The 15,452-nt window shown below is 34.8% G+C and carries 16 protein-coding genes; 12 read left to right on the plus strand and 4 right to left on the minus strand.

Annotated elements, in window-relative coordinates; translation table 11 throughout:
- Positions 1–4: 4 nt before the first annotated feature.
- The 6 genes from ACUXEY_RS00285 to ACUXEY_RS00310 all read left to right on the plus strand — a co-directional run bounded on the left by ACUXEY_RS00285 (position 5) and on the right by ACUXEY_RS00310 (position 7,065).
- Positions 5–1,132 carry an alkene reductase gene (locus ACUXEY_RS00285; RefSeq protein WP_461299793.1) on the plus strand — a complete coding sequence of 376 codons (1,128 nt, stop codon included), beginning with the start codon at positions 5–7 and terminating at the stop codon, positions 1,130–1,132.
- Positions 1,133–1,199: 67 nt separating this feature from the next.
- Positions 1,200–2,774 carry a glutamate synthase-related protein gene (locus tag ACUXEY_RS00290; protein ID WP_461299794.1) on the plus strand — a complete coding sequence of 525 codons (1,575 nt, stop codon included), beginning with the start codon at positions 1,200–1,202 and terminating at the stop codon, positions 2,772–2,774.
- A 112-nt stretch (positions 2,775–2,886) separates the two neighbouring features.
- Entirely contained in the window at positions 2,887–3,375 is a 489-nt protein-coding gene (locus ACUXEY_RS00295; protein WP_461299795.1) for a CcdC protein domain-containing protein, read from the plus strand.
- A 298-nt stretch (positions 3,376–3,673) separates the two neighbouring features.
- Positions 3,674–5,152 (plus strand): sodium/proline symporter PutP, encoded by a 1,479-nt coding sequence (gene putP, locus ACUXEY_RS00300; protein ID WP_166704044.1) that lies wholly within the window; start codon positions 3,674–3,676, stop codon positions 5,150–5,152.
- A 341-nt stretch (positions 5,153–5,493) separates the two neighbouring features.
- Positions 5,494–6,432: a ring-cleaving dioxygenase gene (locus ACUXEY_RS00305; RefSeq protein ID WP_461299796.1), complete on the plus strand. Its 939-nt coding sequence runs from the start codon at positions 5,494–5,496 to the stop codon at positions 6,430–6,432.
- A 24-nt stretch (positions 6,433–6,456) separates the two neighbouring features.
- A complete protein-coding gene (locus tag ACUXEY_RS00310) occupies positions 6,457–7,065 on the plus strand; it encodes an alpha/beta hydrolase (protein ID WP_166704040.1) in 609 nt (202 codons plus the stop codon).
- A 44-nt stretch (positions 7,066–7,109) separates the two neighbouring features.
- On the opposite strand, the gene ACUXEY_RS00315 is transcribed toward ACUXEY_RS00310, so the two are convergent.
- Complete coding sequence (locus ACUXEY_RS00315) at positions 7,110–8,642, minus strand: BA3702 family sensor histidine kinase (RefSeq protein WP_461299797.1); 1,533 nt, start codon at positions 8,640–8,642, stop codon at positions 7,110–7,112.
- A gap of 236 nt (positions 8,643–8,878) precedes the next feature.
- On the opposite strand from ACUXEY_RS00315, the gene ACUXEY_RS00320 reads away from it, so the two are divergent.
- Positions 8,879–9,250, plus strand: a complete 372-nt coding sequence (locus ACUXEY_RS00320) for a VOC family protein (RefSeq protein WP_429603176.1) — start codon at positions 8,879–8,881, stop codon at positions 9,248–9,250.
- 20 nt (positions 9,251–9,270) lie between these two features.
- On the opposite strand, the gene ACUXEY_RS00325 is transcribed toward ACUXEY_RS00320, so the two are convergent.
- The gene (locus ACUXEY_RS00325; RefSeq protein ID WP_000251333.1) at positions 9,271–10,080 is read right to left on the minus strand and encodes a YitT family protein; all 810 of its coding nucleotides are present in this window, start codon (positions 10,078–10,080) and stop codon (positions 9,271–9,273) included.
- A gap of 126 nt (positions 10,081–10,206) precedes the next feature.
- Here ACUXEY_RS00325 and ACUXEY_RS00330 point away from each other — a divergent pair, with 126 nt between their 5' ends.
- The 4 genes from ACUXEY_RS00330 (at position 10,207) to ACUXEY_RS00345 (ending at position 13,662) form a co-directional block, all read left to right on the plus strand.
- On the plus strand, positions 10,207–11,028 hold the full coding sequence (locus ACUXEY_RS00330; protein ID WP_461299798.1) for a protein phosphatase 2C domain-containing protein: 822 nt from the start codon (positions 10,207–10,209) through the stop codon (positions 11,026–11,028).
- Positions 11,029–11,041: 13 nt separating this feature from the next.
- A complete protein-coding gene (locus ACUXEY_RS00335; protein ID WP_000402967.1) occupies positions 11,042–11,500 on the plus strand; it encodes a peptidoglycan recognition protein family protein in 459 nt (152 codons plus the stop codon).
- An 11-nt stretch (positions 11,501–11,511) separates the two neighbouring features.
- On the plus strand, positions 11,512–11,763 hold the full coding sequence (locus ACUXEY_RS00340) for a DUF2164 domain-containing protein (RefSeq protein WP_001994665.1): 252 nt from the start codon (positions 11,512–11,514) through the stop codon (positions 11,761–11,763).
- Between the two features lie 420 nt (positions 11,764–12,183).
- Positions 12,184–13,662: a DUF4822 domain-containing protein gene (locus tag ACUXEY_RS00345; protein ID WP_461299799.1), complete on the plus strand. Its 1,479-nt coding sequence runs from the start codon at positions 12,184–12,186 to the stop codon at positions 13,660–13,662.
- 125 nt (positions 13,663–13,787) lie between these two features.
- Here ACUXEY_RS00345 and ACUXEY_RS00350 read toward each other — a convergent pair whose 3' ends face one another.
- Complete coding sequence (locus ACUXEY_RS00350; RefSeq protein WP_461299800.1) at positions 13,788–14,012, minus strand: CsbD family protein; 225 nt, start codon at positions 14,010–14,012, stop codon at positions 13,788–13,790.
- 171 nt (positions 14,013–14,183) lie between these two features.
- Positions 14,184–14,990, minus strand: a complete 807-nt coding sequence (locus ACUXEY_RS00355) for a GNAT family N-acetyltransferase (RefSeq protein WP_166704024.1) — start codon at positions 14,988–14,990, stop codon at positions 14,184–14,186.
- Positions 14,991–15,142: 152 nt separating this feature from the next.
- Between ACUXEY_RS00355 and ACUXEY_RS00360 the strand changes: the two genes are divergently transcribed.
- Complete coding sequence (locus ACUXEY_RS00360; protein WP_000810205.1) at positions 15,143–15,346, plus strand: hypothetical protein; 204 nt, start codon at positions 15,143–15,145, stop codon at positions 15,344–15,346.
- Positions 15,347–15,452 lie beyond the last annotated feature (106 nt).

The following is a 15,452-nucleotide window of genomic DNA, read 5'->3' on the forward strand; positions in this document are numbered from 1 at the left end:
AAAAATGGCAAGTTCAAATAATAAAGCAGCAAGTATTTATGAAGGAACAAATATAAACGCTTGGGGATCTTTTGAAAATATTGAAGAAACAAAGTTATTTAATCCGATTCAAATTGGATCTTGGTCTCTTCGAAATCGCATAGCAATGGCACCGATGACGAGATGTTTCGCAAATCATGAAACAGGAGTCGTTGGTGCTGATGTAGTAGAGTATTATAGAAAACGTGCCGCTGATGGAGTTGGATTAATTATTACAGAGGGAATCGTCATTAGCCCAAGGGCAAAAGGTAATCCAGGAGTACCTGGGATTTATACACAAGAACAAATCGATTCGTGGAAGTCTGTTACAGAGGCAGTACATAAAGAGGGCGGAACGATTATTGCTCAAATATGGCATGTTGGCCGTATGAGTCATCACGAAATAATTGGTGGACAAATGCCGCAAGCACCGTCTGCTATCGCTGCAGAGGGAAATGTTCCGCGTTTTCGTAAACCGTTCGATACGCCAGAAGCAATGACGTTAGAAGAAATACAAGAAGTTATCGGTCAATACGCACAAGCTGCGAAGAATGCAATCGAAGCAGGATTTGATGGAGTAGAAATTCATGGTGCACATGGATATTTAATCGATCAATTTACTTATGAGTTTGCAAATAAACGTACTGATAAATATGGCGGAGACTTAAAGGAAAGGTTAACGTTTATGAAAGAAGTAACGGCGGCTGTAATAGAAGTTGTTGGAGCTGATAAAACACTTCTTCGCTTCTCTGCTTTCAAAGGTGATAATCCTACTTATATGTGGGAAAACCCTGAGCTTGCAATTGAAACGTTTGTAACTATGTTCAAAGAAGTTGGATTAACGATGATTCACCCTTCAACGATGAATTATACGGCAGTTATTGCTGACGGAAAGAATTTTCATCAATTAGTAAGAAAATATTGGGATGGTACGATTGTAGGAGTAGGGAACTTAAATCCGAAAGAAACTGAAGAAGCGTTGCAAGAAGGAACAATTGATGTGGCAGCATTCGGAAGACCATTAATTGCTAATCCAGACTTTGTTCATCGAATTAAAAATGCTGAAAGTTTAGTTGAATATGATGCGAAAGAGCATCTTGCTACATTAATTTGAATAAAGATAAAAGGAGAACACCTGATGTGTTCTCCTTTTATTATGGATTTTCATAGGAGGAAGCGGGATGAGTGAAACGCTACTCGTTATTATTAGTATATTGCTCTTATTGATGCTACTATTAATCATTTTTTTTATTATTACATTTTTCATTAAAAAACGGACGCATCATTCTATATTAAAGTTACATCCATACTTAGGAAGAATGCGTTATTTACTTGAAAAGATAGGACCTGAATTTAGGCAATATTGGTTTGATCATGATACGGATGGAAAGCCTTTTTCGCGTTATGATTTTCAAAGTGTAATGTTTCTAGCAAAGTACCGTTCTGAAATACTCGGTTTTGGATCAAAACGAGATTTTGATGCATCTGGCTATTATATTGCTAATACATTATTTCCGATATTAACAGATGAACTAAGTGTAAATGTGACGCAAGAATGTGAAGGGAAAAAGTATGTGATTCATAAAGAAGGATTATTTTCACGAAGAGAAAAATTGACAGCGGATACAACGAATCTTTGGCTATATGAAGAAGACGATGCGGTTATCGTCGGTGAAAATCGTAAATATCCATGGAAACTGTATGGCATGTTTGGCGCATCAGCAACTTCTTACGGTGCGATTGGAGAAAATTACATTTTAGCGAGTGGGTTTGGTGCGAAGATGGCTGGCGGTTCGTGGATTAATACGGGAGAAGGTGGTGTAATACCGGAACATTTACATACAGGTGCGAATATCGTTGCACAAATTGGTCCAGGTTTATTTGGTTACCGTGATGAGGATGGTAAATTTTCAATGGAGAAATTTATGGAGAAAGCGAAAGAAAGTAATATTAAAGCATTCGAATTGAAATTTGGGCAAGGTGCGAAAATACGTGGTGGCCATCTAGAAGGACAAAAAGTAAATGCAAAGATTGCTTCTGTTCGTAATGTACGAGAAGGAGAGACGATTAATTCACCGAATCGATTTTCATTTTTAAATAATGCAGCGGATACGCTTTATTTTATTCAGCGTTTGCAAGAAAATGGCGGTAAACCAGTCGGTATGAAAATTGTAATTGGACAGCAGGAGCCGTTGGAAGATTTATTCAAAACGATGAAAGAGTTAAACATCTATCCAGATTTCATTACAATTGATGGTTCAGAAGGTGGATCAGGAGCAACGTATAAATCGATGGCAGATAGTATGGGGATGCCGCTTATTCCAGCGTTACTGACATGTATTGATACAGCGAATCATTATGGTGTTCGGGACAAATTCAAAGTGTTTGCCTCAGGGAAATTAATTACACCAGATAAAGTGGCAATAGCTTTAGCTATTGGTGCAGATGCTGTAAATTCAGCACGCGGATTTATGATGGCAAGTGGCTGTATAATGGCACTTCAATGTAATTCCGGGCAATGTCCATCTGGAGTTGCCACGACGAATCCGCACTATCAAAAAGCGCTAGATCCGTATGAGAAGAAATGGCGCGTAATGAATTATGTTGTTAGTATGAGATATAGTTTGTTCTCACTTGCGGCAGCAGCGGGAGTCAAGAGTCCGCGTCATTTAACGAGAGAGCATATTGTGTTTAAAGATGAGGTGGGGCGGGTAGCTCCTCTTTCGGAATTGTTTCCTATAGTGAATCAAACTTAAAAGTATATTTAATATGTAAGATTTTCCCGTGGGATAATAATATTATTCAGATAATATTAGGAGTATAATGGGGAAGTATTTTATAAATGTCTATTTTTGGGGAGAGATTCACTTGCAACAAGGTTCGTACAGTATTACAATTTTTTTACTCGTCATAGGAATCGTTATATTTAGGCGTATGCGCTCTATGAATCGCCCAATTAAAACTAAGGGAAGACGACTATTACTGCCATTATTCTTTTTATTACCAGGTTTGTCTTTATATGCTGCACCGATACAACTTGCTGGTTGGCAAATTGGGATAGCTGCTGGAATTGGACTGTTATTGTCAATTCCACTTATTATTTTAAGTGGGTATGAAGTGAGAGAAGATGGTCAAATTTATGCAAAAAAAAGTATTGCTTTTATTGCTACATTTTTAGTTATCGTTCTTTTACGTGCTTACTTTAGAAGACATTTACAAGGTTTAGATCCAAAGTCAATCGGTATTCTTTTCTATACTCTTGCAGTTTGTTATATAGTGCCTTGGCGTATTGGCTGCTATATAAAATTTCGTAAAGTATACGTAGAGAAAGAGAAAATCGCGATGCCAGTAAGCTAAAAGTCATACATTCGTATGGCTTTTTTATTTTAAAATTTGTCTGACAATTGAATGGAAACAAGGTGTGAAAAACGGCGTTTTATTTTTTGAATATTTTTACTTTAATTTATTTTGAAAGCCGGGTAATCCACTGGGATAAAAGCGTTTATAAAGGTTTTCACATGTAGGAAAAAGTGCTTGTTCACTTGAAAGAACAAAAAATGTTTGTTAAGGTAGGGAACCATAAGCGAAAACAAGAAAATAGAAAGAGTCATTTTTCGAAATTTTGAATGGCTTATGTAACTAAGGGAGAGATTTGGTGAAGATTGAGATTATGGTTTCGCTTGCTATTTATATGGCAGGTATGTTGTATATCGGTTATTGGTCTTATAAGAAGACATCCGATTTATCAGATTATATGTTGGGCGGGAGGGGACTCGGTCCAGCAGTTACAGCTTTATCAGCTGGTGCTTCTGACATGAGTGGTTGGATGCTAATGGGATTACCTGGTGCGATGTATGCAACAGGATTATCAAGTGTATGGATTGCGATAGGTTTATTAATAGGTGCTTATGCAAACTATTTAATTCTTGCCCCGCGTTTGCGAACGTATACAGAAGTGGCAAATGATTCAATTACGATTCCAGACTTTTTAGAGAATCGTTTTAAAGATCGTACGAAAATACTTCGTTTTGTCTCCGCTATCGTCATTTTAGTATTTTTCACATTTTATGCGTCGGCTGGTTTAGTGTCAGGTGGACGTTTGTTTGAAAATTCTTTCAACCTAGATTATAAGATAGGTTTATTTGTAACTGTCGGTGTCGTTGTTGCTTATACACTATTCGGTGGCTTTTTAGCAGTAAGTTGGACCGACTTTGTGCAAGGCTGTATTATGTTTATCGCTCTTGTATTAGTGCCAATTGTTGCTTTTACAGATGTGGGCGGTGTAACAGAAACATTCAATACAATAAAGCAAGTTGATGCATCGCATTTAGATATGTTTAAAGGGACTACAATTCTTGGGATTATTTCATTTTTAGCATGGGGTCTTGGGTATTTTGGTCAACCGCATATTATTGTTCGCTTTATGGCAATTACCTCTATTAAAGATTTAAAAACTTCTCGTAGAATTGGTATCGGTTGGATGACGATTTCCATTATAGGTGCAATGCTTACTGGTCTAATTGGTATTGCTTATTACGCTAAAAATAATACGACATTACAAGACCCAGAAATGGTCTTTGTAACATTCTCAAACATTTTGTTCCATCCGTACATTACTGGATTTTTATTGTCAGCTATTTTGGCTTCGATTATGAGTAGTATTTCCTCACAATTACTCGTTATTTCAAGTGCTGTAACAGAAGATTTTTATAAAACATTTTTCCGTCGTAACGCAAGTGATAAAGAACTTGTATTTATCGGCAGACTGTCAGTATTAGTAGTAGCTATGATCGCAGTTGTTTTAGCGTATCATCCAAGTGACACAATTTTAACACTTGTCGGTTATGCTTGGGCAGGATTTGGTTCAGCATTCGGACCAGCTATTTTATTAAGTTTATATTGGAAGAGGACGAACAAATGGGGCGTTCTTGCTGGGATGATTGTAGGTGCAGTAGTTGTTATTACTTGGGTGCAAATTCCAAGTTTAAAAGCGACTATGTATGAAATGGTACCTGGATTCTTCTGTAGTTTATTGGCTGTAATTGTTGTAAGTTTATTAACGAAAGAACCAGTGAAAGCAATTCATCGTGAATTTAATGAGATGGAAGCAGTGCTGGAAGAAGAAACGAAATAATTAGCGAAGAGAGTAAACGAAACTGGCGTTTACTCTCTTTTTATTTAAAATGAAAATAAGGAACTTATTGACAACTAAAAGTAAGTAACTTATAATAAATTTGAGTTCAAGGTAATTTGTGCTTTGAATAAAGATTTTAAATGCAGTCAATATTTTTTGGAGGATTATCCTGAATTTGAGATGATTTTGATAAGTTAGAAGTTAATGTGTGATTTTATAATTAATATCTCGAATTCGAGATAAAATTATCATGACGGATTTTACTATTCAGTATGGACAAAATGAATAATGAATTTTAATGTATAACAATTTTTATAAGGGACTAAAAAGGAGTGAACGAAATGGAAAAGAAAACTATGGGGATCCATCATATTACAGCAATTGTAGGACACCCACAAGAAAATGTGGATTTTTACGCTGGTGTATTAGGTTTACGTTTAGTGAAACAAACAGTGAATTTTGATGATCCAGGTACGTACCATCTTTATTTTGGTAATGAAGGAGGAAAGCCTGGAACAATTATTACGTTTTTCCCATGGGCAGGTGCTCGTCAAGGTGTTATTGGAGACGGTCAAGTAGGCATTACGTCTTATGTCGTACCAAAAGGTGCAATGGAGTTTTGGGAAAATAGATTAAAAAAGTTCGACGTTGCGTATACAAAAATGACTCGATTTGGAGAGCAGTATGTAGAGTTTGATGATCCGCATGGTTTGCATATAGAATTAGTAGAAAGAGAAGAAGGCGAATTAAATAATTGGACTTTTGGAGAAGTTACGCCAGAAGTAGCAATTAAAGGATTTGGCGGTGCTGTTCTTTTATCTGCACAACCTCAAAAAACAGCTGAATTGTTAGAGCATGTTATGGGGCTGGAGAAAATTGGAGAAGAAGGTGAATTCATTAGATTCCGTTCTTCTGCTGACATTGGGAATATTATCGACTTAAGGTTGTCAACAATCGGACGTGGTCAAATGGGTGTTGGTACAGTCCATCATATTGCTTGGAGAGCGAGTGATGATGCTGATCAACTAGACTGGAAAGAGCATGTGTCTCGCTTTGGATACGGTGTAACTCCTGTACAAGACCGAAACTATTTTAACGCGATTTATTTTAGAGAACACGGAGAAATCTTATTTGAAATTGCGACGGATCCTCCTGGTTTTGCCCATGATGAATCGTTAGAGACGATGGGTGAGGAATTAAAATTACCAGAACAATATGAACCACATAGAAATCAAATTGAACAAACACTTCTACCATTTGAAGTGAGAAATTTAGATTAAAGTGATTGAAAGGGGAAAAGGATTATGATGAAACATGTTTTTCAAAAAGGAAAAGATACGTCAAAACCAGTGTTGTTATTACTTCATGGTACAGGAGGTAATGAATTAGATTTATTACCACTTGCAGAAATAATTGACCCAGAAGCATCTGTATTAAGTGTTAGAGGAAATGTATTAGAAAATGGCATGCCACGTTTCTTCCGTAGATTGGCAGAAGGCATTTTTGATGAAGAGGATTTGATTTTCCGTACGAAGGAATTAAATGAGTTTTTAGATGAAGCTGCAAAAACATATGAATTTGATAGAAATAACATTGTAGCTATCGGTTATTCAAATGGAGCAAACATTGCTGCAAGTTTATTATTCCATTACGAAAATGCGTTGAAAGGCGCTGTGCTTCATCACCCAATGGTGCCACGAAGAGGAATACAATTACCTAATTTAGCAGGAAAATCCGTGTTTATCGCTGCTGGGACAAATGACCCGATTTGTTCATCAGCAGAGTCAGAGGAATTAAAGGTACTATTAGAAAATGCAAACACTAATGTAACAATGCATTGGGAAAATAGAGGACATCAATTAACAATGGGTGAAGTAGAAAAAGCAAAAGAATGGTATGACAAAGCATTTTAAAAAAGAAACATCTGCTAACAATTAGCAGATGTTTCTTTTATTATTTACGACTGAATTGCAAGATGAGATGAAGAAAGCGGCAATTGAATATCAACGATCGTACCTTTATTTAATTCGCTTGCAATGTGTAATTTACCATGATGTTCCTCAATTATTTTGTAACACATCATTAATCCTAGTCCTGTTCCCTTTTCTTTTAAACTATAAAACGGTTCGCCTAGACGAGAGATACGATCTTCTGGGATACCGCAACCTTCATCGATAATCCTTATTAAAATAAAGTTGTCATCTAATGGTTTTGTTTGGATGTAAATATTTCCGCCATTTGGCATCGCTTCTATCGCATTTTTTAATATATTTATAAAAACTTGTTTTAATTGGTTACCATCACATTGAATATCATGTTTGTGATCAAAATGATCCATAATAATATGAACACTATGCATAATAGCAGTTGGTAAAATAAATGTAACTACCTCTTCAATTAAAGTTTGTATGTTACAAGTTTGGATAGATAATACTTGTGGTTTAGACATCGCCATAAATTGACTAGTGATAGATTCCATCTGTGAAATCTCACTTAACATAACATCGATATACCATTTTTGCTCCTCATTTATTTCAGGGAGTAGTAATGTTAGAAAACCTTTTAGAGAAGTGAGTGGATTTCGAATTTCATGGGCGATTCCCGCTGTCAGTTGTCCGACTACTGCGAGCTTTTCTGATTTTCGTAATAACTTTTCCGTTTCTTTTAGTTCGGTAACGTCTCTTCCCATTACGATAAGACCTTTTCGCGAGCCGTCAGGATGATAAAGTGGAACTTTCGATATACTTAAGATTAAGTCGAAATCATCTCTATGAATAATAAATTCCTCACCATGAAGAATTTGTCTTTGTTGCCATGCTAGTTCGTCAACTTCTTCACAATGTAAAAAAGCTTCTCGGTATGCTTCGTTATATTGAATGAGTTCACTATCTTTTTTTCCGTGATAAGGTACATGGTGGAAATTGAAACAAGAAAGTGCGTAGTCATTTGCTTCAAGCCAGCGTCCTTCATGATCCTTAAATATAACAAACGCAGGCATGGAGTCCACTAATGTACGTAATCTCTTCTCACTTTCTTTTAGCATATTCTCAATTCTTTCTGATTTCTCAAGAGGTTTCATAATGGCATAAACGCCAGTTAGACGATTTTGGACAAAAATAGGAACTAGTTTTGTTACGACATCTAATAAGAATCCATTTTTATGATAAATAGATAAAATATACTCTTGTTGATTATCCGCTTCCGTATTCTTTATATTTTGTAATACTTGCTCAGAAATATGGGTTTCTAAAATAGAGATAATATTTTTCTGTTCTAATTCTAAAGAAGTATAACCTAATATTTTTTCGGCAGAAGGATTTATATGTAGAATAACTCCCTCTAAATTTAATGAAATAATACTATCAGGATTGTGTTCGAACAGAGATGCGTACATTTCTGTTAATGAACGATTTTGTATATGGTTTCGCAAACGTCTAGAAATGTTCGGATGACGTTTTCTTTGAGTTGATGAAAATTTTTTACGACTCATAATAGTTCCTCCGTACAAATAGCATCTAAAAAGATTTGTCTATTCATAACTATAATATAGATGTAATGTGTATTTCTATAAAAAATGGAAGTTATAGAATAAATTTTGTTTTCTTTATTTTTTGCAAAGTGAGTGTAAGGTGTTAATAGGGGAAGCTTATATTGTTTTATAAATTTTTTGTAAGTTACAAAAGTAGGTTTTCTGTATAACATTAGGGTAGAAGAGGGGGAGAGAAAATGAGACATTATATTCAAGGTATCGATCATGTACAAGTAGCTGCGCCTGTAGGGTGTGAAGAAGAAGTACGAGCGTTTTATGGTGAAAAAATAGGTATGGTGGAAATACCGAAGCCGGAGGAATTAAAGAAGCGTGGTGGGTGCTGGTTTAAGTGTGGAAATCAAGAGATTCATATCGGAGTTGAGCAAAACTTCAATCCAGCTAAAAAGGCGCATCCAGCTTTTTATGTTTTAAAAATAGATGAATTTAAACAAGAGTTAATAAAGAAAGGTATTGAAGTAATAGATGATCATGCACGTCCAGATGTAATTAGATTTTATGTGTCAGATCCATTCGGAAATCGAATTGAATTTATGGAAAATAAAAACTAGGTGAATTTCCACCTAGTTTTTTAACCTTTTCTAAACAATCCTAATACTTCAACCGTTTCGGTAATGTTAACGAATGCATGAGGGTCAATTTCAGAAATTGTTAATTTCATACTTGCTAATTCTTCACGAGAAACGACTGTCATAAGTACACGTTTCTTTTCGCTGGAATAAGCACCTTCGCCATCAAGTAATGTAATTCCACGTACAACAGTTGAAAGAAGTTGTTTTTTCATTTTTTCTGCTTCATTTGTTACAATCATAAGTGTAACCTTCCGATGTTTCGTATGAATAGCATCGATAACTTTACCAGTTACATAAATCGAAAGTAAGCTTGTAAGAGCAACATCCCAAGTGAAGAAGAATCCTGCAATGATTACAACGACTGCATTTAAAACAATAAGGAATCCGCCAAGTTTAATGTCTCGTTTGCGAGATAACAACATACCGATAATATCAAATCCACCAGTTGATCCATTACAGTTAAAAACAAGACCGATACCAGCTCCGGCAATGACACCACCAAAGATAGATGATAAAAGCGGATCTGTTGCGACGACTTTCACTGGAACATAGTATAATGCAACAGATAATACAATAACAGAGATAATAGTGTTAAAAATGACTTTTTTTCCAAGACCTATGTATCCTAAAATAAGGATAGGTAAGTTTAATACAAAGTTAATAATACCTGTGTTTACAGGAGTTACAATCCCTAAAATAATAGCAATTCCGCCAATTCCACTACTTAAAATTTTGTGGGGGATAAGGAAAAGATTAAAGGCAATCGCAATAATAATAGAACCAATAATAACACCAAGAAATCTGACCATCTCTTTCCCGTCCTTCACTAAAAAATTCATATTATTTCAAGATTATATATGATATTGAAAGTTTTGGGTAAAAACAGTTTATTTCGGGAAATTAGATTAATCAAAAGAATTTGAGTATTTTATTATTTGAAAGGGGATACAGTTGTGAAGATAAAAACATATCAACAGAAAAGCCCGTTGAAGCAAGAATGTGAGGATTCTTATTTTTGTAATGAAGAAAAAAAGGTTTATGGTGTATGTGACGGTGCAACACCGCTCGTACCCTTTCGTGATGAAAAGGGACATAATGGAGCATACATCGCTTCACATTTATTTGCAAGTTATTTTGCTTCATTACGTGAAAATCATAGTTTACCAGTTGCAGTTGCAAAAGCAAATGAAGCATTGCAAAGCAAAATGTTAGAGTATGAAGTAGATACGAGAAAGAAAGAGCATTTGTGGTGCACATGTATTGCGGCTGTGCAAATAGTTGGTGAGAAAATTGAATATGCACAGTTAGGGGACTGTATGATTGTCGCAATATTTCAAAATGGAAAAATGCAAGTATTAACGAAAGACACGGTTGAAGGAATTAGTCAACGAGCAAAAAAGAAAAGAGAAGAAGATCGTAAAAAGGGGTTATCTGTACCGGAAGAACATATTTTTCAAGATGTGAAAGAGCAGTTAAAATATAATCGTTATCTTGCAAATATGCAGGGCGGATATTCCGTTGCAAATGGAATGAAAGAAGCGATACATTATTTACAACATGGTGAATTACATATAGATGAAGTAAGCGGGATTTTTATTTGTTCAGACGGATTATTCCACCCAGATTGGCCACTGGAACAAACTGTTGCATATATAAGAAAGAATAGTATAAAGGAATATGTAGCCATTATCGAAGAGCTAGAAGGGGAAAAGAGAATAAGACCAGATGATAAAACAATTATGATTATTGATTTGTAAGGGGGATGTTCAAATGGAAATTAAATGTGTTAATTTAACATTTCAAGATGAATTAGTTCCTTTAGAAAAAGTAAACAAACTGATTATCCACCATACATCCGAAGATGGATGGGATGTGTATAAAACACATGAATTTCATCAAAAAGTAAGAGGATGGAGCGGGATCGGTTACAATTATTTTATTGAAGAAGATGGAACTATAGTCGAAGGACGAGGTTTACATATTGGAGCGCATGCGAAAGATAATAATAGAGATACAATTGGGATATGTATGACGGGTAATTTTGATAAATATGATCCAACTACCGCACAAATGAATGCATTGTATTCTTTATGTAAAATGTTTATGAAGCAGTTTGCTATAAAGAAAGAAAATATACTCGGTCACAGGGAGCTAGAAGGCGTTACAAAAAGTTGTCCTGGAAAGCGTTTTTCTATGGTAGAGTTAAGAAACGTACTATCTTACATATAGAGGAGTAATAAATGATGATGAATATAAAAATACCAAATGATAAAAAAGAAGAGCTAGTAGCACAAATTCAACAATTTTTCGTTGAAGAAGATTTAGATGAAATTGGGCGCTTTCAAGCAGAGCGTTTAATAGAAGAAATGATTAAATTAGTAGGACCATTTGCATACAATCAAGCAATTGGAGATGCTAGAAAACTTGTAACAGAGAAACTATCTAATATTGAAGAAGATTTGTATGTGTTAGAGAAGAATGAAGGGAAGTAAACTTTCTCCAATTATAAAATAAGTATTTGCCACGACTTCTTTCCGATGTTTTGGTTGGAAAGGGCCGTGAAATTGTTTTTGGACATGTAAAATAAAACCTCTTTTTGGTCAGGATCCTAGAATTAAAAAACGTTATTCTTTCTTAACAAGCTAGATGAGAAAGAATAACGTTTTTTTTAGATTGAGATTAAAAATATATTATCTTAATTTTATCTTTTTTTAATAATTTATTTATGGGCAATTTATAGTTGCTATTTATAATTCCTATATATAACAGCTATGGATACTACGAAAAAAAACTTGGAGGTGTAAGCGATTAGCTGTAATTAAAATTTAAAACATGAATTGCTCACATAGAATCTTATTTTGGAAGATAAGTGGTGTAATTCTTTGTTAAATGAAGGAAGGGATTGGAAAGCGATGAATAAAACAATTTTAAAAACATGTATCATATCAGCAGTTTTAGGTGGAAGTCTATTAAGTGAAACGACTGGAGAGGTGAAAGCAGAAGCGGTTACAGCAAACACGAATCATACTCGTGTATTCAAAGATGTTCCAAAGGGACACTGGGCATATGAGGCGATTCAGCAATTAACAGGTGAGAAAATCATTTTTGGCTATGATGATGGAAGCTTTGGGTTTGGAGATAACGTAACACGCGAACAAGTTGCAGCTTTAATGTATCGTTATTTTAATATGGAAGAAAACAAAAAATATGAGAACCCATACAGTGACGTAAGTGAAGATTCAACAAGCTATATAAAGGAAATTTTATCTTTAACAGAAATGGGTGTTTTTACGGGGGATGAGCATGGAAACTTTAGACCGAAGGCATCCTTAACACGTGCAGAAATGGCGCAGGTTCTTACAAATGCTTTTCATTTAAAGGCAAAGAGTGATCACACTTTTACTGACGTTTCAACGAACTCATGGGCAAGAAATGCAATTAGTGCTGTTCAAACAAATAATATTGCAAAAGGAGTAGGAGAAGGGAGATTTGCTCCAAGTATAGATGTGACGCGTGAACAGTATGCACAATTTTTATACAATGCAATACAAGAGACTGAGAAAACTCAACAAACGAAAGGACAACAATTAGCTAGTATACTTGGTGAAACAAATTGGCAAGGGACAAAAGTCTATGACAAAGATCATAATGATGTAACGAAAGAAAATCAAAATTTCATTGGGCTTGCAAAGTATGATGCTAAAACTGCAAGGTATGAATTCTTTCATGCAAATACAGGAGAGAGTCGTAATGATAGCGGTACCTTTTTTATAACGAATGATGGAAAGAAAAGAGTGTTAATTTCTGAAACGCAAAATTATCAAGCAGTTGTTGAATTAACGCAATTAGATAAAGAGAAATTTACATATAAAAGAATGGGGAAAGATGCAAAAGGAAACGATGTAGAAGTGTTTGTTGAACATATTCCTTATCATGAAAAAGAGTTGTCTTTCACGCGACCTGATAAAAATTTAGAGAGCTCGACGGGTAAAATAGTTACAGATGTTGATGGAGATAAAATATTATCTAGTACACTATGGAACGGAACGGTGGTATTAGACGAACAAGGTAATAATGTAACAAAATACAACTCAAACTTAATCAGTCTAGCAAAATATGATAAAAATACAAATAAATATGAGTTTTTCAATGTGAATACAGGAGAAAGTCGTGGAGACTATGGTTTCTTTGATGTTGTACATGGTAATAAAATAAGAGCTCACGTTTCGTTAGGAAATAATAAATACGGTGCAGTTCTTGAACTTACAGAATTAAATAAAGAGAAATTTACGTATACAAGAATGGGGAAAGATGCGAATGGAAAAGATATAAAAATCTTTGTTGAGCACGAACCGTATACAGGTGACCTAAAACCAAATTTCACAAAGTAATATGTAAAATAGTTGTTTATATACAAAAAGATGCCTTCAGGCATCTTTTTGTCGTTTTAAAATGATTTTATGGGCAAAAACTTTAGTAACTTACTACTTGCCCAACCATACATCCTGGTTCTTTTTTATTTATTCTCTTTATGCTCTTTATATTCATTAACTTTCTCTTTTACATTACCGACAGTATCTTTAGCGGTGCCTTTTACCTTATCCCATTTTCCTTCAGCTTGTAATTTCTTATTGTCAGTTACTTTCCCGACAACTTCTTTTACTTCGCCTTTTACTTCGCCTTTTACTTTATCAATAGCACCTTCTACTTTTTCTTTTAAACCATGATCATGTTTAGTCATACATTTCTCCTCCTTGTAGTTTGATTAGAATTCACTTTTCATATCGCAAGTTGAATGATGTATCTAGTCATAGCGTAACAAATCTAGTTTGAATATTCAAATGATTAATGGCATAGAAAAAGAATTGTCATAGAATGTGTAAGATTGTAATGCAAGGAGAAGGAATGTTAATTATATGTCTTTTGCAGTCCATATTGATTTTGTATAAGCAATTTTCATATGGGCCCGTTCCATATTATTTTGGCTGCTGCTACCGAATCTTGCTTGTCCAACTATTAAATTACAATTGAATTCAATAGCTGTTTCAATTCGTTTTTGAATTAATGCAGTATGACAGCCTTTACGTTGAAATTCTGGTAAAGTAGCAGATGCAGCTAATGAAGCAACACCGTTATTTATATAGAGAACTCCTATACTAGCAGGAGTGTTTTGAAATTCGGCTATGAAAAAATGCCAGCCGGGTTTATTGTAGAGAATTTCATTATTTTGACGGACGCCATCTTTTGTAAAGGATGGCATGTTAAATCCACGTACATATATGTCTGCAAAAATATGAAATTCATTTTCTTTAAGTTGGCGTACTGAAATGTTAGCAGGAAGAAGGGATGGATCTTCTCTCGGTATACTATATAAAGCGGTATGGAAGCTGGATTGGTAAAAGCCTTTTTGAGATAAATATTGAAATAATTCAGCTGTACCTTGAGCGGGTGTAATTTCAAAACGACAAGGAATTTGTAATGATTGATAATAAGAGATAATTTCATCTAACTCATCTGTATTTGTAATACCTTTTACGGTATTAAAAGCCGGACCAGCAATTATTTTTGATGAAAAGGCAGTGGCACTCCCGAACTTTTTCATTTGTACTTGCATTGGATTTTCAGCTAACGCTTGTAATGCTTTTAGTCTAGAAGAGAGCATATGTATTTCGGCGTTTTCAATTTCTTGAGCTGCATTGAGTGTCATAATTGTACTCATAAAATTCCTCCGTTATTAAATATATTTCATAGTACATATACGATGTTTGTTCTGAGATTCCTGTTGAAATGTAAGAGAATAAGAGGTTTTTTGGAAGGGAAATGGAAGTGAATTGTCGAAGGGAGTAGAAACAGATTAAAGGTGGTGCTCTCATGAAACAGAAAGACGTGCAGACATGCTCTAATTGTGGTTCTCATAACATAGGAGAAGGAGAGTTTGTCGGTTATGCACAAATACGGAAAAAGGAGACGATGTTCACATCTTCACCAGTAGATGCTTATATTTGTACAGATTGCGGGAATATCATTTTATTAAAAGTACGACATTATGAAAAGTTTAAGCAGAAGCCGTTATGATTATTGAGAAGTATTTTTATTAGGGAAATTAATAGGAGTAATATTTTACATATATATGAGTATGCCTTATATAAAGAGATGATAACATATACTGTGTGGGATGTTT

The organism is Bacillus sp. F9_6S_D1_P_5 (assembly GCF_054823925.1).

Bases quoted from the DNA above. Each gene is read 5' to 3' on its own strand.
- ACUXEY_RS00355 (WP_166704024.1), bottom strand. From the start codon at position 14,990: ATGAGTACAATTATGACACTCAATGCAGCTCAAGAAATTGAAAACGCC.
- ACUXEY_RS00320 (WP_429603176.1), top strand. From the start codon at position 8,879: ATGAGACATTATATTCAAGGTATCGATCATGTACAAGTAGCTGCGCCT.
- ACUXEY_RS00345 (WP_461299799.1), top strand. From the start codon at position 12,184: ATGAATAAAACAATTTTAAAAACATGTATCATATCAGCAGTTTTAGGT.
- ACUXEY_RS00335 (WP_000402967.1), top strand. From the start codon at position 11,042: ATGGAAATTAAATGTGTTAATTTAACATTTCAAGATGAATTAGTTCCT.
- ACUXEY_RS00310 (WP_166704040.1), top strand. From the start codon at position 6,457: ATGATGAAACATGTTTTTCAAAAAGGAAAAGATACGTCAAAACCAGTG.
- ACUXEY_RS00285 (WP_461299793.1), top strand. From the start codon at position 5: ATGGCAAGTTCAAATAATAAAGCAGCAAGTATTTATGAAGGAACAAAT.
- ACUXEY_RS00360 (WP_000810205.1), top strand. From the start codon at position 15,143: ATGAAACAGAAAGACGTGCAGACATGCTCTAATTGTGGTTCTCATAAC.
- ACUXEY_RS00315 (WP_461299797.1), bottom strand. From the start codon at position 8,642: ATGAGTCGTAAAAAATTTTCATCAACTCAAAGAAAACGTCATCCGAAC.
- ACUXEY_RS00340 (WP_001994665.1), top strand. From the start codon at position 11,512: ATGATGATGAATATAAAAATACCAAATGATAAAAAAGAAGAGCTAGTA.
- ACUXEY_RS00350 (WP_461299800.1), bottom strand. From the start codon at position 14,012: ATGACTAAACATGATCATGGTTTAAAAGAAAAAGTAGAAGGTGCTATT.
- ACUXEY_RS00290 (WP_461299794.1), top strand. From the start codon at position 1,200: ATGAGTGAAACGCTACTCGTTATTATTAGTATATTGCTCTTATTGATG.
- ACUXEY_RS00305 (WP_461299796.1), top strand. From the start codon at position 5,494: ATGGAAAAGAAAACTATGGGGATCCATCATATTACAGCAATTGTAGGA.
- ACUXEY_RS00325 (WP_000251333.1), bottom strand. From the start codon at position 10,080: ATGGTCAGATTTCTTGGTGTTATTATTGGTTCTATTATTATTGCGATT.